Source organism: Neisseria sp. Marseille-Q2251 (genome assembly GCF_940793045.1).
Taxonomy (GTDB): domain Bacteria; phylum Pseudomonadota; class Gammaproteobacteria; order Burkholderiales; family Neisseriaceae; genus Neisseria.
Map to the genome: position 1 here is coordinate 110,253 of NZ_CALNWV010000003.1, position 19,097 is coordinate 129,349.

The 19,097-nt window shown below is 52.9% G+C and carries 17 protein-coding genes and 1 pseudogene; all 18 read right to left on the reverse strand.

Annotated elements, in window-relative coordinates; all coding sequences use genetic code 11:
- Nucleotides 1-145: 145 nt before the first annotated feature.
- The gene (locus AAG834_RS02495; protein ID WP_342031140.1) at nucleotides 146-655 is read right to left on the reverse strand and encodes a hypothetical protein; all 510 of its coding nucleotides are present in this window, start codon (nucleotides 653-655) and stop codon (nucleotides 146-148) included.
- 247 nt (nucleotides 656-902) lie between these two features.
- Complete coding sequence (locus tag AAG834_RS02500; RefSeq protein ID WP_342031169.1) at nucleotides 903-1,547, reverse strand: TonB-dependent receptor domain-containing protein; 645 nt, start codon at nucleotides 1,545-1,547, stop codon at nucleotides 903-905.
- Between the two features lie 102 nt (nucleotides 1,548-1,649).
- Entirely contained in the window at nucleotides 1,650-3,116 is a 1,467-nt protein-coding gene (locus AAG834_RS02505) for a surface lipoprotein assembly modifier (RefSeq protein WP_342031141.1), read from the reverse strand.
- A 100-nt stretch (nucleotides 3,117-3,216) separates the two neighbouring features.
- Nucleotides 3,217-4,143, reverse strand: coding sequence for a Slam-dependent surface lipoprotein (locus AAG834_RS02510; protein WP_003778619.1), 927 nt, complete (start codon nucleotides 4,141-4,143; stop codon nucleotides 3,217-3,219).
- 310 nt (nucleotides 4,144-4,453) lie between these two features.
- A complete protein-coding gene (locus AAG834_RS02515) occupies nucleotides 4,454-7,750 on the reverse strand; it encodes a TonB-dependent receptor domain-containing protein (RefSeq protein WP_342031142.1) in 3,297 nt (1,098 codons plus the stop codon).
- Nucleotides 7,751-8,015: 265 nt separating this feature from the next.
- A complete protein-coding gene (gene rdgB / locus AAG834_RS02520; RefSeq protein ID WP_342031143.1) occupies nucleotides 8,016-8,609 on the reverse strand; it encodes an RdgB/HAM1 family non-canonical purine NTP pyrophosphatase in 594 nt (197 codons plus the stop codon).
- A gap of 9 nt (nucleotides 8,610-8,618) precedes the next feature.
- Nucleotides 8,619-8,849 carry an NGO_0222 family membrane protein gene (locus AAG834_RS02525; protein WP_003741840.1) on the reverse strand — a complete coding sequence of 77 codons (231 nt, stop codon included), beginning with the start codon at nucleotides 8,847-8,849 and terminating at the stop codon, nucleotides 8,619-8,621.
- A 139-nt stretch (nucleotides 8,850-8,988) separates the two neighbouring features.
- Nucleotides 8,989-9,202 (reverse strand): annotated as a pseudogene (locus tag AAG834_RS02530) (HI_0552 family protein); the annotation flags it as partial.
- Between the two features lie 130 nt (nucleotides 9,203-9,332).
- A complete protein-coding gene (locus AAG834_RS02535) occupies nucleotides 9,333-9,953 on the reverse strand; it encodes a DUF1269 domain-containing protein (RefSeq protein WP_003741838.1) in 621 nt (206 codons plus the stop codon).
- Between the two features lie 155 nt (nucleotides 9,954-10,108).
- The gene (locus tag AAG834_RS02540; RefSeq protein ID WP_019270290.1) at nucleotides 10,109-10,339 is read right to left on the reverse strand and encodes an NGO_0222 family membrane protein; all 231 of its coding nucleotides are present in this window, start codon (nucleotides 10,337-10,339) and stop codon (nucleotides 10,109-10,111) included.
- A gap of 156 nt (nucleotides 10,340-10,495) precedes the next feature.
- Nucleotides 10,496-11,386: an NAD(+) kinase gene (locus AAG834_RS02545; RefSeq protein WP_070860168.1), complete on the reverse strand. Its 891-nt coding sequence runs from the start codon at nucleotides 11,384-11,386 to the stop codon at nucleotides 10,496-10,498.
- Nucleotides 11,387-11,407: 21 nt separating this feature from the next.
- Entirely contained in the window at nucleotides 11,408-11,980 is a 573-nt protein-coding gene (locus tag AAG834_RS02550; protein WP_003756986.1) for a ubiquinone biosynthesis accessory factor UbiJ, read from the reverse strand.
- A gap of 176 nt (nucleotides 11,981-12,156) precedes the next feature.
- Entirely contained in the window at nucleotides 12,157-12,966 is an 810-nt protein-coding gene (locus tag AAG834_RS02555; protein WP_342031144.1) for an SDR family oxidoreductase, read from the reverse strand.
- A gap of 202 nt (nucleotides 12,967-13,168) precedes the next feature.
- On the reverse strand, nucleotides 13,169-13,819 hold the full coding sequence (locus tag AAG834_RS02560) for a TetR/AcrR family transcriptional regulator (RefSeq protein ID WP_342031145.1): 651 nt from the start codon (nucleotides 13,817-13,819) through the stop codon (nucleotides 13,169-13,171).
- Between the two features lie 11 nt (nucleotides 13,820-13,830).
- Entirely contained in the window at nucleotides 13,831-14,871 is a 1,041-nt protein-coding gene (murB, locus tag AAG834_RS02565) for a UDP-N-acetylmuramate dehydrogenase (protein ID WP_342031146.1), read from the reverse strand.
- Between the two features lie 46 nt (nucleotides 14,872-14,917).
- Nucleotides 14,918-15,691 carry an LEM-3-like GIY-YIG domain-containing protein gene (locus AAG834_RS02570; RefSeq protein ID WP_342031147.1) on the reverse strand — a complete coding sequence of 258 codons (774 nt, stop codon included), beginning with the start codon at nucleotides 15,689-15,691 and terminating at the stop codon, nucleotides 14,918-14,920.
- Between the two features lie 64 nt (nucleotides 15,692-15,755).
- The gene (gene norM, locus AAG834_RS02575; RefSeq protein ID WP_342031148.1) at nucleotides 15,756-17,135 is read right to left on the reverse strand and encodes a multidrug efflux MATE transporter NorM; all 1,380 of its coding nucleotides are present in this window, start codon (nucleotides 17,133-17,135) and stop codon (nucleotides 15,756-15,758) included.
- Nucleotides 17,136-17,447: 312 nt separating this feature from the next.
- Nucleotides 17,448-19,064 carry an FAD-dependent 5-carboxymethylaminomethyl-2-thiouridine(34) oxidoreductase MnmC gene (mnmC, locus tag AAG834_RS02580; protein WP_342031149.1) on the reverse strand — a complete coding sequence of 539 codons (1,617 nt, stop codon included), beginning with the start codon at nucleotides 19,062-19,064 and terminating at the stop codon, nucleotides 17,448-17,450.
- Nucleotides 19,065-19,097: the final 33 nt, after the last annotated feature.

Below are 19,097 nucleotides of genomic sequence, written 5' to 3' on the forward strand. Positions count from 1 at the left end.
AGCGTTGCCTCGCCTTTCCGTACTATCTGTACTGTCTGCGGCTTCGTCGCCTTGTCCTGATTTAAATTTAATCCACTATATTTCGGCACAAGGACAATCTCAGGTCGTCTAAAATTTTTTCAGACGACCTGTTGTCTTTATGTCGTTAAAGTCTTTTGCGAATCCAAGAAGAGAGTTTGGGCGCGCCGAACAGCAGGAAAATCCCGATAAGGAATTGGGCGGTGCTGGCGAATATACCGGCTTGGTTTTGCGGACCGAGATTTACCCAAACGGATGTGTGTGCGTCGGTGAGGGTGGATTGTGTAAAACGATAGATAGAGAACAAGTAAATCAGGCCGGGTATGGCTTGGGAAAGAGTGTATACGCCGATCAAGACAATACCTGTCGTCATCCATGGAGCGGGGTGTTTTGGGGTTTCTTGTGCGGTTTGCAGATGTTCGGGCAGCAGGCGGTTGGCAATGGTGGCAGGGAAACACCATACAAGCAGCCATGCGGCCAAATAAAAGCCGTAGATGGATAGCGGCAACAGGAGTTGTGCGCTGTTATATTCGCTTCCAGACTGGGCAAATATGGTAACGATGCTGCTGAGCGTTTGTACGATACCGATTAAAACGATCAAACGGACGGCGGCAATCAGGATTTGCTTGGGGGACATGAGTTTCTTTCGTGATGTGGTGTGTTTAGGTCGTCTGAAAAAGCATTTCGGGTTTTCAGACGACCTATCATCGATTTATAAGGCTTAGATTTTTTTAACAATTCATTCCCGCAACGCCTGTCCCTGTGGCTTTTGGCAATCGTGGGTTGCGGGTCGTTTTCGTGGCAGGCGGGAACGCAGGCATCATAACAGCTTTTGTTGGAGAGGTCGTCTGAAATTTTCAGACGACCTTTCAAGCATTGCCCCGTCAGAATTTGCCTGTAAACCCGACGGTAACCGCCCGTCCCGGTGCGGGGATGGGGACGTTGGACATCGGGTCGAGGTAGTAGCGGTTGGTGAGGTTGCTGACGCTGAAGTTCATGCTCAGGTTTTTGCCGAAGTTGTAGCGTCCGTAAGCATCCAAAACCAAGGCGGAACGCCAGTGGTAGGGGCGGCCTGATGCCTGCATAATCCGCGCCAAGCCCTGACGCGCCAGTTTGTCCTGCTGGTCGGTATCGACGGTGCTGTGGTAGATGCCGCGCATACCCAGTTCCAGCCTGTTGTTGAAGCGGCGGGTGCCAACATCGAGGTTGAGCGAGTATTTCGGCTGCATGGTTTGATAGAAACGGGTGGCACCGAAGCCGCCGTCGATACATTCGGGAATGCGGTTGTTATAGACGTCGTAGTTGAAGGCGGTCGATTTGTCGCAGGTACGCTGCTTTAAGCGGTAGTTTGCGCCGAACGAGGCAAACCATTTGCCGCTGTCGATACGGCTTTGCAGCTCGATGCCGCTGGTCTGTTTCTTGTCGTATTGGGTCAGGTTTTTGTTTTCGGTAATATCGATGGCGTTTTTGATGGTGTTGTTGTAGTAGGTCAGGCGGATGGTAGCAATCTGGATCGATTTGGGCGGTATACGGTTTAGGAAAGGTCGTTTGAAAACTTTTCAGATATTTTAGTCTAGTCGGGAATTTTTAAAAATCGTGATTGGTTTGGATAGAAATTCTGAATAAATAAATTAAAAACGGTATCTCAAATTCAGTGCGATTTCATTCTGTCGGTAAACATAAAAATCCGAATTACTGCGGCTGACCGTCCGCTTGAATCTTAATTCGGGAGAGATGTTTTTAAACTGCCATTTCGATGCGCCCAAAGCGGCGGTAAAAATGGTCTGCCTGTCGCGGCGGCGTTCGCCGTCGGTGTGGTAGCTGCCTTCGTCGTAGCGGCTGAGGCGGTGAAGGGCTGCGGCGTTGAGATAGATACCGTTGCCGAAAATTTTATAGCCGCCGATGCGGGCGGTGTATTCCCTGCTGCGGGCAAACGCGTCGGGATACTTGCGGCGGGTAAGGTCGATGCCGCCGAACAGTCCGAGGCCGTCTGAAAACGTGTAGCCCAATCCTGCGCCGGAAGTATAAAGGCTGTAGTCGCTGTAATATCCGCGCTCGCTTTCCAGATATTTGACCCGTTTGCCTTCCAGTCGGGCGTTGACCGACCATTTGCGCCCCAAATTCCGTTCCCAGTTTATATCCGCGCCCCATGCGCGGTAACGGCTGCGGTCGCCGCGAAAGTAATGTTCGAAATACGGGGTCAGCGTCAGGTCGTCGTTGGCATCGGCGTATTGGTAGCCGGCGGACAGCAGGGCGGTGTTTTCACTGTATTTTTCAATCGGTTCGCTTTGGGTGTCGGCGCGGTCAAATCGGCTGCCGTAGGCAATAGGGCGCAGGATGAGGTTGTGATGGCCCTTGAGCGGAACGGATTTCGAGGCGGCGGCGCTGTATTGCCAAAACGCCGAGCCGACGGGCTTGGGCAGGGAGCGGTAGCTGAAACATTCGCCCATAAATTCGCCCACGCATTCGCGTTTGCCGTTGCCTTGATTGATGTTGTCGCTGTAACCGCGCCCGACGGAAATATCGCCGTGCCAGCGGCTGCGTTTGTCGAGGATGTCGAGATAGTTTTGCACCGTCTCTTTGGTTTCAGACGGCATCCCGCCTTGCAAAACCTTTTCGAAACCGGCTTTTGCTTCGCGGGTCTGATTGTCTTCACCGTAAAGCCGTGCCAGTTCCAACCCTATGCGGACATCGCTGGGCGCAGCCTGTTGCGCCGCTTTCATCTTTTCCAGCGCGCCGGAAACATCGCCTTGCGAACGCGCCAGCAGCCCTTCGGCCATCAGTACCAGATGCGGTTTGTGGCCGGAAAGGATGCGGTAGTGCGTCAGAAATTCCCTCACTTTGTTCCACTGCCTGTCGTTGACCGCGTAATAAATGCCCAAGGCCAAATCGTGTTCCGTGTGCGGCACATGATAAGTCTCGCCGCCGATGTCAATGCGGCTTTCATCTGAAAGGCCGTCTGAAAATGCTTCCGCTTCCTGATACTGCCTGATTTGACGCTGAACCCCGTCGCGCAGCATACGCGTGTCGTCATCGTCGGCAAAGGCGGGGATGGAAAGGGGGAGCAGCAGGGCAAACAGGCAGGCGCGGTTTTTCATTTCGGGTTTCCACAATATAGGGGAAGCCGAATCACATCATCGGCTTCCCCATCCTTAAAATCCATCGGCAATCCTTTTGAATACATGTTTTCAGACGGCCTCAACGCTTGCGTCCGCCGAATGCCACGTCGTCTGCCGCACCTGCTTTACGGGTGGCGATACCTGCCATTGCCGCCGCGCCTTTGCCGTAGAATTGCCCCTTCATACCTTGGGCGGTATCGGCAAACGTGCCTTTGGTATTGTCGATTTTTGCTTTGTCAAAGCTGATTCTGTCCGCACCGCGCGCAATCTGGCCGCCCATTGTTCCTTGAGTTGTCGTACCGAATTTTGCCGTAACCGTGCCGCGGTAGAAATCGTTTGCGCCGGGCGTGTGTTTGTTGATGCCGACCACATCGTAGGTTGCCGTTGCCAAGCCTTGAGTCCGTCCGGTCGGATTGTCGCCGGCATACCATACTGTGCGGCGGGCGTCGGCCATGTTCAGGTTGGTATCATTGTCCGGAACGGTACCGCCTTTTCGCGGTGCCCATTCGCCGAAATAAACCCCGCTGCCGTCGGGCAGGTTTTTGACTTGACCGATAACTAGGCCGCCGAATTCAGGCAGTGTTCCTGCTTTGGCCATACGGCGAACGCTGTACACATCAATATTGGTGCCGCGTTTTTCATACCAAGTTTGCCCAATTTTGGCATCCCTTAATGAAGGAATCGGAATAAGGTTGCCTAAAGGAACAATAGCGGGGGTAAGGTATTTGGGATTGGTCTTGCCGTTTACCGAGACATTATAGTTATTACCGTTAATCGGTTTATTGGTATGAACTTTGTTGATGTATTTGACCGGACCGTTGCCTATGTTGATACGGATTGCTCCTTTGTTGATTCGCAAAGCTGCTTTACCCGCACCAAATGGTAAGACAGTGGAAGGAAGTCTTGTTTCAACGGTGGATTCATTTGAAGAGTCTCCTGAAGGGGTGGCATGGACGGTTGCAGATACGATCCAAGCTAAAGCTGTGACCAATAATTTCAGTTTCATTGCTATCACCTTTTAGTAAAGAATATGCCGTTTGCGGAACAGCACGACCGTTTTGCGTTAGGGCGCAAAATTTTGCGGCAGGAGGCTTGAATTGGAAACCTATCTTTGTTCTTTATTTGGGTAGTGGCTAAATTAAATTTAGAAAATATTGAAAATTTTTTGTAAGTTTTATCTTTTTTTGTATTGAGAATAGATATTAATACCGTTAGTCAAATTTATCAACCGTTGATTTATTTTATTTTGTTTTTTTGTAAATTTTAAATCGAAAGGTCGTCTGAAATTTTCAGACGACCTTTCAAGCATTGCCCCGTCAGAATTTGCCTGTAAACCCGACGGTAACCGCCCGTCCCGGTGCGGGGATGGGGACGTTGGACATGGGATCGAGATAATAGCGGTTGGTGAGGTTGCTGACGCTGAAGTTCATGCTCAGGTTTTTGCCGAAGTTGTAGCGTCCGTAAGCGTCCAAAACCAAGGCGGAATGCCAGTGGTAGGGGCGGCCTGTCGCTTCGTAGATGCGTGCCAAGCCGCTTTTGGCCAGCTTGTCCTGTTGTTTGTTTTCGGCTTTGCTGTGATAAGTGCCGCGCATGCCCAATTCCAATTTTTCGTTGAATCGGCGGGTTCCGATATCGAGATTGATGGAATATTTTGGTTGGCGGCTTTGATGGAAGCGGGTTGCGCCGAATCCTCCGTCCACGCAGACAGGAATACGGTTGATATATAAATCATAGTTGAATACGGTGGCTTTGTCGCAGGTCTGCTGTTTCAGGCGGTAGTTGGCAGCCAGTGAGGCAAACCATTTCCCGCTGTCGAAGCGGCTTTGAAGTTCGATACCACTGGTAAGGCGTTTGTCGTATTGTTGGAGGTTGCGTTCAGACGACAGCTCGATAGCATTTTTTATCACGCTGTTGTAGTAGGTCAGACGGATGTCGCCGTGGCGCAGGCGTTTGAAACGAGGGGCGAAGTTGTAGGTATAGCCGATTTCCCAATTGGTGCTGCGTTCGGGCTTCAAATCAAATTCTTGGGAATAAGCGTCCGCCCACGACGAATTGGTGGTAGTGGCTTCGTATATGGTGGGAAAACGTACTGCTTGCGCCCACCTCAGGTGTAGCCGCCCGTTTTGCGTCAGGTTGTAACTGAGGGCAAGCATGGGAGACCAAGCATGCGCCCTGAGGTGTTTGGGGGAGGGCCAGTTTTCGTCGCTGTCTGCTGCGAGGTTTTTCGTTTCCTTTATCATGTCTCCGGCCTCTATCGGGTAATTCTTTTTTTTGTCCTCATAGTCTGTTGTGGCAGCGGTATCAGTATGCCGTTGGATTAGGTATTTGTAAAAATTTCCGTTTTGTCCTTGGGGATTGGCGATTTTTTCGTCAAACATCCCGTCTGGGAAAACCGGACCTTCAAATCTGCCGTTGCGGAAGGGGGTATATGCCTGTTCCAAGCGGTAGAGTGCTTGGGGGTCTCCCGTGTCATAAGCAGGGTTGCCTTTTGGATTGCGTAATATATTGTTGCTGGAGCTGAAAAGATAGCCGTATTTTTTTTCAAATTTTTGACCGAGTTTTTCTTGCTCGTCCGAGCCTGTCGGTGCGTTGTCATAGGCAAAATAATCGGCAACTTCTTGAGGATTGTCGATAAGTTTATAGTAGGGCAGGTATGTTCCGATAATGTATCCTTCATTACCTTTGGTAATGGAGTAGAAGGATTCTTTACGCTCTTTGCGTTTTTGGGCGAGTATGTCGTCGTAGCTCCAGAATTTGTTGTAGCGTATGCCTGTCTGAATATTCAAACGGTCTGTCGGCTGCCAGTCGAATACCATTCCTGCGCCCCATTCGTGGCGGCGGCCGGAACGTGGACCGGAGAGGGCGGTCATTCCGCTTGCGGCATTGCTTAAGCCGTCGAAATCCAAGTCATTATTGTATTGTTCTGTAAATTCATTCAGTTTTTCATGTTGCACATTGGTAGAAAGGGTCATGGACAAAGTATCGCCCAAACGAAAGCGATTGCTGAGGTCTGCACCGGTACGTACCGAACGGGTGCGTTGTTCTGCTGCGGCTTTGACACGGTAGCCGTCCAGCTTTGGATCGCCGTCGTAAGGTTTTTTTGATGGCTCTTTATCGGGTATCAGGCCTTCGGCCATCATTTGGCTGCAGTTCATGTTATGAAATGCCATCGTCCATGGAATTTCGCCGCGCGAACAACGTATCCAGTTATCGTAATCGCTGTCGGGGTAATCGACATATAAATCTGTGGCACCGTTCTGATAGCGCGTGCTGCGGGTGCGGGTACGCCAGATGTTGGCATTCAGGTCTATCCAGCTGTTGTTTTCGGGTTTCCACCCGTAGCCGATTTTATAGCTTTTATTTTGGATATTCGATTCCATACCTTGTATCGGCATCATTTGCATGGCGGCTTCGCGATATTGTTCGCCGATATTGAAAAAATCGTCGCTGTATCCTTGCGCAAGGTTGCTGTAGAAGGGGTTGTGTTCACCGAAATCCACTCTGGTCTGCATATAGGACAAGCTGATTTTTTGATTGGCAGGAAGATGCCAGTTATTTTTCAATAATAGACTTTTGCTGGAAATATTACTGTTGACTACTTCTCTTCCTGGGCGATAAAACCGTGCCATATTGGGAACCATGCTGGCAGTGGTATTGGTATGGCCTGAATCTTCGTTTTTGTACACCGGATTATTAAGATAACCGCCCGCCGCGTGTTTGCCGGCGAAATAATTGCCTTTTTCACGGATACTGTAAGCAATCAGACCGTCTGAAATATCGGTTTTAAATGCAGCCGAAAACATACCCGAACGATCGTTTTTAAAATTCCGCAGTTTGTGGTTGCGGAAACGGGTTATGCGGTATCGGTCTTCAAATTGCAATCCATAGTAGTAACGGCTTTGTCCTGAAGGGTCTTCTAAAACGTTGCCTATTGTTCCGATGGCACCATCGGCAGTAGGGTTGCCTGGAAGGGTGCGATAATCGGGCCAGCCTTTATATTTAAGAAGGCTTTCTGGCTGCTTTACTGTATTGTCGGAAAAACTGCCCTTAATTTGTATCCCCCATTTTTTCCCTTCGGGAACAATGTCTTCTGGCTCGATAGTTTGAATGGCGACCGAACCGCCCACCCCTGATTTGACACCGCGTGTCATCGACGGGCCTTTTTCTACCGAGATACTGCGTAAAAGTGTGGGATCAATATAGTTGCGGTCGGAAATGCCGTAGTTGTTTTGCCAAACATCAACTGTTTGTTCAATACCGTCTATGGTTACGGGAATGCGCCCTTTTCCTGAAATACCGCGGATATTGGGCGTAATTGCGCTACCTGCCGTACGCGTATTCATGTTGTACACGCCGTTGAGCCCCTTGAGGATGTCACCGGCGGCATCGGGGCGGTAGCGTTCGAGGTATTCTTTGCCGAGATAGGCGTTGGAGACGTTTTTGCTGTATTGCTGCGCTTCGCCTTTCTGGTCTTTGGTCAGGCGTTTGCCGCGGACTTCGACAGTATCGAGGACGGCAGTTTCGGGCACTACTGCATCTGCTGCCCACAGGTGCGGGCTGTGCCACAAAATACTGAGGCAGGCGACGATGGTTTTGAAGGGGTAGTTTCTCATGTGATGACTCCTTGTATTGTCTTTATAACAGGCGCTCCGTCGGGTGCGGACGGTAATCAATTTTCAAGGAGTGGTTTGTAGAATGTGTTTTATGTTTTTATGATGGGGATTTTTGAGTAAGGATATTTGCTGTTTTTTTGGATATTATAAGTTTTTGAAAAAATTTTATAAGTTTTGTTCCTTTGGTGGTGCGTTTTACGGATAAACGGGATGAAAAACGTCGTCTGAAAACGGCGTAGCGGGTTTTCAGACGACGTTTTGTTGTTCAGAGGGCTTCGATTTTTTTCAACAATTCCCGCAAAGCCTGTCCCCTGTGGCTTTCGGCATTTTTGATTTCGGGGTCAAGCTCGGCGGCTGTGCAGTTATGTTCGGGCAGGTAGAAATGCGGGTCGTAGCCGAAGCCGTTGGTGCCTGCGGCTTCTGCCTGCCATTGTCCGCGCCAGATGCCTTCGGCGATGATGGGCTGCGGGTCGTTTTCGTGGCGGACGAGGACGAGGACGCAGACGTAGTGGCAGCTTTTGTCGGCTTGGTCGGCGAGGTCGTCTGAAAGACGCTTGTTGTTGGCTGCATCGGATTTGGGGTTTGCTCCGGCATAGCGGGCGGAGAGGACGCCGGGTGCACCGTTTAATGCGGCGGCGCAGATGCCGGAGTCGTCGGCGAGCGCGGGCAGACCGCTGTGGCGTGCGGCGTGGCGGGCTTTGGCGAGCGCGTTTTCAATGAAGGTGTGGTACGGCTCGGGGCATTCGGGCGTGTCGAACTGCGATTGCGGCAGGACTTCGATGTTCAAATCGGCGAAGAGGCGGGAAAATTCTTTGAGTTTGCCTGCGTTGCCGCTGGCGAGGACGATTTTGTCGAACATGGGTTTTCCTTAATGGGGTTCGGTTTGTTGCGAGCGCATGATTTGTGCGCGGGCTTTATGGCGGATGTAGAGGGCGAGGCTGCCGATTTGGGCGAAGACGGCGCCGAAGGCGAATAGGAAGGCGGCGACGGCGAATTGTTTGCTTTGGATGGAAAGCAGGTAGGCGCCCAACGTTACCAATGCGATGAAGAGCAGGGTGAAGAGGATGGTCAGAATGAGGAAGGTTCGGCGTTTGGTCATTGGTTTTGTTTGTTTCTTTTAGATTTCAGGTAGCCTTAACGGCAGATGGGGGAAGCTTGCTTCCGCTCACAGCCGCACATTGTGGCAGGCTTCGTACACTGGCAGCAGGCGGTGCAGGGTTTCGACTAGCCAGGTCGCGCTGCCAGCCGTTGCACCAGCGTTCGATATGCGGCGGGGCAAAGCCCGCGCCCAGTTGTGAGGCTACCTGTAAAACCAACGTGCGCCACACTTGCCACGCGGCTTTGTAGTCGGCCTTGCTTGGTTTGCGCTTCGGTTTCGGGCTGGTATTGGCGGATTTGGGCGAACTGGAAAAATGGGCGTTGGAATAGGTCGCAGCTTTGCGGGGTGAGCATGATGGTTTGGCGGGGCATGAAAAAGGGAGAGGCTACCTGAAAAATAGATTTTCAGGTAGCCTCAAACCGGTTTGGCATGCATCCGAAACGGAAAATTTGAGCGGTTACATACCTTGGGTTGGTGGCAGTGTTATTTCAACTTGGCTGCCAATTTGTCGAATTTTTGTTTGATGTCGGCCTTGAAGGCTTCCACTTTCTCTTTGCGCTCGGCTTTGCGCTGTTTTTTCCACGCTTCGTGTGCCTGACGTGCCACTTCTTCCTGCGCTTCTATTGCTGCCAATACGTCCTGTTGGGCAACGGCTGCATCTTGCCGGAGAATAACGGTTTTGAAACGGTGGAAGAAGGCATCCAATACAGCTTCGTCGGATTCTTGCGCCAAAATAATGATTGCAGTACTGCCGTTATCCAGTTTTTTGGCTGTATTTTCCAGCAACAACCCCTCTCCCAATGTTTGGGCAGTGCCTGCATCACTGCCGATGAGTGCGCCAGTAGCTCCACCCAACAGAACACCGATAGGACCGCCGAGAATGCCGACCAGTGAACCAATGAGGCCGCCCGTCCATGTGCCTTCGACCGTATTGGCGGTAAAGTCGGTGCTTTCTGCTGGGATAATCAGACCATTTTCCTTTTTAATCAAAACGGCTTGTGCCACCAAAGCATCTGTTGTCTGCGAGTAAGCTTTCAATTCAGAAAAGGCTTGATAAGCTTCGCTGGAGATGTTGAATAAGACAACGATGATGTTTTGTTTCATAAGTCTACTCCCGTGGGTTGAAAGATTTAAGAACATACAAGTTGTATGCGGTGTCAGTGTAAATTGCAAGGGGGGGGGGGAGCAATGCGGCAAACAAAACTTTACCTATGTAAAGCCTGTAGAACCGGCAAACGGATAACGAACAATACCCAGCCTTAATGGGATTCGGTTTGTTGCTCACGCATGATTTGTGCGCGGGCTTTATGGCGGATGTAGAGGGCGAGGCTGCCGATTTGGGCGAAGACGGCGCCGAATGCGAACAGGAAGGCGGCGACGGCGAATTGTTTGCTTTGGATGGAAAGCAGGTAGCCGCCGAGCATGATGAGTGCGATGAAAATCAGGGTGAACAGGGCAGTCAGCAGGAGGTAGGTTTTTTGTCGGTTCATGATTGGGGACGTTTTTGATAAAGGGCGGATGCGTGGTTTAGGTTGTCCGTTTGTTGTTAGATAGGGATGGCGTTGGTTTGGGAATGGGGGAAGGGTTTGTGGGTTGATGAGGTCGTCTGAAAACTTGGCAATCGGGTTTCAGACGACCTTTTGCGTTTATACGAGCTGTTCGCCCCAGTGTAGTTTTTGGCGTAGGGTTCGGAAGTATTGGTAGTCGGTGGGATGGAGGATGCGCAGGGGATTGTGGTAGCGGCGGATGATGATGCGGTCGAGGTTTTGGACGTCGATGAAGGATTGTCCGTCGAAATGGACGCGGGCGTCGCCGCTTTGGGTAACGAGGATTTCGATTTCGGAAGTATCGGGGATGGCGATGGGGCGGTTGGTCATGGATTGGGGGCAGATGGGCACGAGAGTGAAGGCGTGCAATCCTGCCTGCATGATGGGGCCGCCGGCGGCAAGGGAGTAGGCGGTGGAGCCGGTGGGGGTGGAGACGATGAGGCCGTCGGAGCGTTGTGTATAGACGAATTCTTGGTTGATGAAGACTTCGAACTCGATCATCTGACCTGCGCCGCCACGCGAGAGGACGGCATCGTTGAGGGCAAGGGCGCGGTGGATGGTTTCGCCGTCGCGGACGAGGGTGGCTTCGATGAGGATGCGCTCTTCGGGCAGGTATTTGCCTTCGAGGACGAGTTGCAGCTCTTCGGTCATGTTTTCGCGGGGGATTTGGGTGAGGAAGCCTAAATGCCCTTGGTTGATGCCGATAACGGGCACGGTGCGCGGGGCGATTTCGCGGGCGACGGAGAGGAATGTGCCGTCGCCGCCAAGGACGATGACGAGGTCGCAGTGTTTGCCCAAGTCGGATTTGCTGACGATGTGGCAGCCGACGGTATCTTGAACATAGATGCAGCGTTCTTCTATGCCGATTTCGTCAAGATAGACGGTAAAGTCGTGTCCCTGTAGGAATTGGATGAGGGTGTGGGCGGTGTTTTGGATTTCGGGGGTATTGGGGCGGGTTACGATACCGATGTTGTGAAACGGGCTGTTCATAGGCATAGGGTCGTCTGAAAATTAGTCTATCCAGATGTCGCGTTCGAGCCGGTCGAGGCGTTCATTAAGGCGGGCAACGTCGTCGCGCAGTTTGTCCACTTCTTCCATCCAGGCGGACAGGGTGGCGGCGTCGATAACGGGGGATTCGGGTTCGCGGGAAAAGTCGCTGATTTGCTCGGCTATGCTTTGTCCGATTTTTTTGACGGTTTGTCCGATGTTGGCGGCGCGTTCGCTGATGCTGCCTGCGAGTGAGTCGCCGAAGATGCGGGCGAGGTCGTCTGAAGCGTAGTAGCGCAGGCTGCCGAGTATGGGCAGGACAGTCATGCCGAGCATAAGGTCGCCTTCGAGGCTGATGTCGCCGACGCCGGGTTCTTGTCCGGTCAGGATTTTGCGGATGGCGCTTTGGTGGAAGGTGATGAGGGTGTCGGCAGGCTGGTCGGCGGTTTCGAGGAAACCGTCGTGATTGATGCGTCCGGTCAGTCCGAATCCGGCAAGGTTGAGGCTCAGGGTTTTGCCTGACAAGCGGGACAGGTCTTGTTGGTGTTCCGGATTTTGCTGTATCAGGTGGTTGATAACGGGAAATAGGGCGGACATAGCGTGTTCTCGATACTTTCGGGCTTGGGGTTGTATAGTGGGTGAACTTGATTTGTGCGGCGATGCTTCGCCTTATCCTGATTTTGTCGACTCACTATGTTAAGTAAGACTGTGTTTTTTGGTTTTGGTTTTGCCGCTGCCGAAAGGTCGTCTGAAACGGTCGCGGAGCGCCAATTTTACAGGCTTAAGCCGTCGGCGGAAACGGTATTTACAATTTTGCCGCCGCTTGTGTCATCAGGCGCGAAATCGGGCGGCGGGAGACCGAGTTTAGCGGCTTCGGCGGTGTAGAAATCGCGGCGGGTCGGGTGGCGCGGTTCGACGATGTTGCGGATGCGCCTGCCGTTGGGGTTGAGGGTCGTCTGAAACAGGGTTTCGACGGCGATGTCGCGGTGGACGATATTGACAGGCTGGTTGCCGCCCGGGATGTTTTGCTTTTGAACTAGACGGCTGACGGGATGGCGTTCGGCGCAATAAAGCCCGCCCAACCGCAGGATGTCGATGTTCGGAACGCCGCTGTCGAGCAGATATTGTTCGGCGGCGAGGATTTGGCGGGCGGACTCGGTTTGCGGGTCGGGTGTGGCAGTTTCGTCGCATTCCCGCGCTTTATCGCCGTAAACACTGGTGCTGCTCGTGAAAATCAGATGCTGCACGTTACACGCTCGGGCAAGTTCTGCCCATTGTTTGACGGTATCGGCGTAATGCGTCAGCGAGGATGGCGGCAAGAGGCAGAACCAAACGGGTTTGTCGGCGTGGTGCTGCCAAAAGCTTGTATCGCGGGCAAGGTTCGCGCTTTGAAACACGTTGTCTTGATTGAGATCGAGGGTGTCGAGGTGTATGGGCAGATTAATATCGTCCGAAGTCAGGCTGCGCTTGACGGCGGCGACGCGGCTGCCGTGTTCGTAAAGTTTCTGCGCCAAAGGGCGGCCGAGATAGCCTAGGCCTAAGATAGATGCGTCGGGGGAGGCGGAAGGAGGGGTATGTATCATGTTTATAGATGAATGCCGTCTGAAAATATAGTGGATTAACTTTAAACCAGTACGGCGTTGCCTCGCCTTAGCTCAAAGAGAACGATTCTCTAAGGTGCTGAAGCACCAAGTGAATCGGTTCCGTACTATCTGTACTGTCTGCGGCTTCGTCGCCTTGTCCTGATTTAAATTTAATCCACTATAGGATCAGACGGCATGGAAATTATGAATGCGCACCGCCTATTTTCCGGTCGTATTCCTCGCGGTGTTCCGGCAAGAGGTAGGGACGCAGGAGGCTTAAGGTACGACGGATGCCGCGTGCTTTGGAGTCTTCGGTCAGTTTGGTACGCCCGCGTAGGGAGCTGTCGAAGTCGAACCAGTATTTCGTGACCATCCACATATTGACGGCGAGGTCGTTCATGGCGGTTTGGTCGGCTTGGATGATGTTCAGGCCGTTGAGCTGGGTGAGCAGGTTGACCAAGAGCGGGGAGACTTTGGCTTGGGTGAAGGTGTTGTGTTCGCCCAATAGTTCGGCACTGCGCGCAAGCAGGGTGTTTACGTCGCTAAAGAGGAAGCGGTATTCCCACATGACGTCGTAAATGCCCGCCATATAGTTGATGGAGTCTTCCACATCGGACGGCAACACGGCTTCATTCAGGTATGCCAGCAGGGCTTCGCTGTAACGTTTGAACAGTTGGACGATGATTTCGTCTTTGTTGCGGAAGTGGTAATAGAGATTGCCCGGACTGATGCCCAAATGCGCCGCAATATGGTTGGTGCTGATGTTGCGCTCGCCTTCCTCGTTGAAGAGCGTCAGGCTGGCGTCGATGATGCGGGTGTAAGTATTGGTTTTTGCAATGCGGGTCACGGGCATACTCCTTGGATTTACAGGCTGAACGAAGCGGGCAGCCAATTGGGTTCGGCGTGTAATTCTACCTGAAATCGAGTAAATACTGTATCGCAGACATGTTGTGCCAATTTCCGAACGTCGTCTGAAGAGGCATTGTTTTTGTTCACTAAAACCAAAGCCTGCCTGTCGTGTACCGCCGCGCCGCCGATTTGGAAGCCTTTCAGACGGCATTGGTCGATCAGCCAGCCGGCGGCGAGTTTGACCGAGCCGTCGGGCTGCGGATAGAGCGGCATATCGGGATGCTGCTGCAACAGGGAAGCGGCTTTTTCCGCGCTGACGACGGGGTTTTTAAAGAAACTACCGACATTACCAAGTACGTTAGGATTAGGCAGTTTACTGTTGCGGATTGCACACACTGCATCGGAAACGTCTTTCGCCGTCGGCATTCTGCCCGCGCTCAGTTCGGCAACGGCGGCTGCCAAATCGCCGTAACCCAAATTCGGCTCGAAACGCTCTTTCAGGGCGAATACGACCGAAACAATCACATAACGCCCTTTGCCTTCCTGCTTGAACAGGCTTTCGCGGTAGGCGAAGCGGCAGTCGGCATTGGAAAGCTCGACAAAGGTTTCCGTATCCAAATCGAAGCAGCGCACGCTGTGAATCACGTCTTTCGCTTCCACACCGTATGCGCCGATGTTCTGCACGGGCGACGCGCCGACCGTACCCGGAATCAGGCTCAGGTTTTCCAGACCGTTCAAGCCCAGCGCGACAGTGTGCAGGACAAAATCGTGCCAAATTTCGCCCGCCTGCGCTTCGATGTAAACGAGGCCGTCTGAACGCGCAATCTCGCGTATGCCTTTGTTTTCCATATGTACGACCAGTCCGGCGTAATCCTGCATCAAGAGGATGTTGCTGCCGCCGCCGAGCCATAAAACGGTATCGCGGTCGAACTCGGGCAATCGGACGATGTCGCGCAACTCGTCAGCGTGTTCGAGTGCGATAAAGGCTTGGGCTTGGGCGCGAAGACCGAAGGTGTTGTAGGGGGTGAGGTCGGTTTGGTATTGGATGGGTTGCATGATAATTTGTGATTTTGTGGATTCAGGTCGTCTGAAAACTTACTATTTAACAATTACGATAGGTAATAGGGTTTTGGGGCGCTTTATAGTTTTCTTGGGAAGAATAGGTCAGCTTATTCACGATTTCTTCATAAATTTTGGAGTCATCTGGTAACGGCTTGCCTTCAAACATCCAACGGCCTTGAATAATATCGTCGGCAGAAATCCATCTTTCGATTTCATACACTGCCAATGTCCAGCCGCGATAGACTGCAACTGCATATTTTGCTTTTTCACGCCTGCTTCCGATTTTCCAATATTTCCGTGTGCGTTCGTAAATTTCCTTATCCCTATTGGCTTCAGGAATATTTCCGGATCTAATGTCTTTTTTCAGTTTCTCGTATTCTTTATTAATCGTAATTAAAACAATGGGTTTATCAGTTTTTAATTCTTGAGCATCATACTTTCGTTTTAATTCCGACAAACTCATTAATCCTACTTCTGAAGAATGCGTGCCCCCTTGAATATTAGTCAGCGGCTGCTGGCTCGGCTTGACTAGGGAGAGTAGGTCTATTGCCATCGCTTCATATTCAAAAGCCTGTTTGTCTGTTTGGATGTTGTGCCGCAGAATGTAATACACGGGCTGGTTTCCGCTTTTATGTATTTCCCTAATCAAGGCAATTTTATCACTTGGCGTTTCTGTTTCTTGTAATGAACCTAAGGCATGATGGAAAACGCGATTGCCCACGCCTTTACCTACATAGAAAATATTGCCGTCTCTAGGGTCAATCAAGCAATAAACATAGTAAGCAAGTTTTTCTATAATAGAAGTTGAAAACATTTTTTCCCCTTAAAAGTGAATAAGTCGTAAATGAAATATCAATGGAGGTCGTCTGAAAGAAATTTCAGACGACCTTATGCGTTCTGACCATCTCCCTGCTGCACAATTCCAAGCACCACACCAAGGCGATGGCTGCGATAGTGAGCGAGGCGATCAATGCCGTCCAGAAGCCGTAAATGCCCATATCGAAACGGTAGGCGAGCAGGTAGCCCGGCAGCAGGCCGCAGCCCCAGAAGGCGGCGGCGTGGATGAACATCGGTACTTTGGTGATCTTATAGCCGCGCAGGGCGTAGGACGCGATGCATTGGGTGAAGTCTGCCGGTTGGAACAAGCTGGCGAACAGCAGGACGGTGGCGGCGATGCTTAAAACCGCCGGATCCTTGTTGTACATGCTTGCCAGCGGGGAACGGAATAATACCAAGGAAAGCACGGTAATCACGGCGAGCGCCCAGCCCGACACCAGCGATACGCCCGAAATATAACGCGCCCGCGAAAATTCGCGCCGCCCCAGAGAAAAACCGATGCGCACCGTCCCCGCCGAGCCGACGCTTTGCGGAATCATATAGAGAATCCCCGACAAACTGATGCCGACCTGCTGCGCCGCCACATAAGCCTCGCCGAAAGGCGCAATCAAAAATACGATAAACGAAAACGCGCTGGCTTCCAAAAAATAAGACAGCCCGATGGGCGCGCCGATTTTCCAAATCTGTTTGAACACCGCCCAATCCGGTTTGCCGAATTTTGCCGTCAGTCCGAATGGGCGGAAGAATTTTTCCTTAGCGATATAAATCCACAACGCCAGCGCGCTGAACCAAAACACCGCCATCGTCGCCAGTCCGCAGCCCGCGCCGCCCAAAGCGGGCATACCGAATTTGCCGTAAACGAAAATATAGTTCAGCGGCACGTTCAACACAAACGCCGCGAAGCTGACCAACATAATCAGGCGCGGGCGGTTCAGGCTGGAAGCGTATGCGTGCAGGGCGCGGTGTACCATTGCCGCCGGCATTGCCAAGCTGGTGAACAGCATATACTGCGCCATCGTGCCTTCTACATAATCGCTCAAAGTCAACCAGTTGCGGAACGGCGTAATCGCTGCCCACATCAAAACCATGCCGAAAATCCCCAAAAACAGCCCGAACCAAATCCCCTGCCGCCCCGTTTCGCCCACTTCACCGGTTTTGCCCGCGCCGTGAAGCTGGGCAATCATCGGGTTCAGCGCCGCCATAATGCCCATAAAGGTAATATAAACCGTGGCAAACGCGCTGCTGCCCAACGCCACCGCCGCCAAATCCTCCTTGCCCGCACCGCCCGCCATCACGGTATCGACGAAACCGATGCCCACCTGCGCGACCTGCGCCAACAGCATGGGCAGGGCAAGGGCGGTCAGCAGGCGGACTTCTTTCAGGAAGACGGAAAAGGAAAAGCGGTTGAGGTCGAGCAGCATAAGTGTTTGTAGGACTTTAAAAAAAGCGGAAATATAGTGGATTAACTTTAAACCAGTACGGCGTTGCCTCGCCTTAGCTCAAAGAGAACGATTCTCTAAGGTGCTGAAGCACCAAGTGAATCGGTTCTGTACTATCTGTACTGTCTGCGGCTTCGTCGCCTTGGCCTGATTTAAACTTAATCCACTATAAAAGAAACAGGTCGTCTGAAAACAGACGGCCTGTTCCGTATGGGCATGGGATGCGACATTATAGTGGAAACGGAGGTCGATTGACAGCGTGCTCAGGCAGCTTTTCAGACGACCTCCTACGCATCAAAGCAAAGGCTGCTGCCGCACGATGGCGCGGATGACGGCGCGGTTTGGATGCAGGGCGGTGCGCAGGCGTTGGGACAGGGGCTGGGGCAGGCCGAGGATGTCGGCGGTAATGGCGGCGGCGCAGACGGGGGCGGTGGCGAGTCCGCGGGTGCCGTGTGCGGTGTTGATGTAGGCGTTCGGCAGGTAGGGACAGGGGATGTTGTCGAGGCGGTAATTTTTGTCCAAGGCGAGTTTGGCATAGGCGGTCTGCATGACGGCGATGTCGCCGAGTGCGCCGACAACGGGCAGGTGGTCGGGGCTGTCGCAGCGCAGGGCGGCGTGTCCTTGCGGCGGGTCAGAGAGGTCGTCTGAAACCGAGCAAAGCGGGTTTTGCTCAAACAATGATTGCGCCAATGGCGGGTTGAGTTGTTGCAGGGCGGCGCGGTTGGCGGTTTCTTCGTGCGTATGCCAAGCGTCGTCGTCGCTATTGAGGACGAAAGTCGCGCCGTAACAGTGTTGCCCTTGCCAGCTCGGGCTGATGTAGCTTTCGCCGGATAGGGCGCAGCGCAGGCGTTTGGAAAAACCGCTTGCCGCCGCTACGCCGGTTTGCCCGCGGATTTGGCGGAAAGGCAGGGCGGAGATGTTGGCATCGGCGGCGTTCGGGCTGTGTGCGCCCATGCAGTAAATGATGCAGCGTGCGCTGAAGCTGCCGCGCGGCGTGTGTGCCGTCCAGTTTGCGCCGTCGTATTCGGCGGAGGATAAGGGCGTGTCTTCGTGCAACGTAATCAGCGGATGATTCAGCAAGGCGCGGACGACGGCGGGCGGGTTCAGCCATACGCCCTGCGGCCAGTAGAGGCCGTCTGAAAAGACGTCTATGCCTGCGATTTGCGCGGCTTCGTCGGCGGACACGCTGCGGTAAAGGTGGGCGTGATGCTGTTGCAAACCCAATGCCTGATTGCGTTTGCGTTCGGCCTCGTCGAAATTGAGGTGCAACACGCCGTCGCCGCCCCATGCGTCGGAATCGGGCAACAGGTCTTGCAGCAGGCGGCGGGTGTAGCCGTAGCCTGCCAGCAGCAGTTCGGTCTGCTCGGTGTCGTGCGGCGAGATTTTGGCGTAGAGCAGCCCTTGGCGGTTGCCGCTGCCGCCTTGCGCCGCTTTGCCCGCTTCCAAAACGGTAACGCGCACGCCATGTTCCGCCAGCTTGCGCGCGGTCGCGGCACCGGCAATGCCCGCGCCGATAACCAATGCGTGTTCGGGCGGAGTGGTAGATTGTGGTCGTCTGAACCAAGGTTTTAAGGGCTTGGGCGCGGCTTGCGGTACGGCTTCGGTCTGCCATTCGATATGGTCGAAATGTTCGTGCAGGCTGTCGGCGCGGTGCGGCGGGACAAGCCAGAGATGTACGTTGGGCAACAGGTTTTCCAGAAAGTTGACGCTGTTGAACTGAAGGCATTTCAGGATTTGGTCGAGGCGGGTTTTCAGACGACCTTCCAACTCGGTCGGGGCATCGGACAAAGGAAAATCGGGCATGCGGTTTTCGCTCAGACAGGCAACCAAATGCAGCGGCGCGGGACGGGTTTCGATCACGCGGGCAAGTTCGGCGGGGGCGGGCGGGGTGTTCCAAGCGAGGATGGGCATAGCGGGGTCGTCTGAAAAAGAGGTTGATTACTG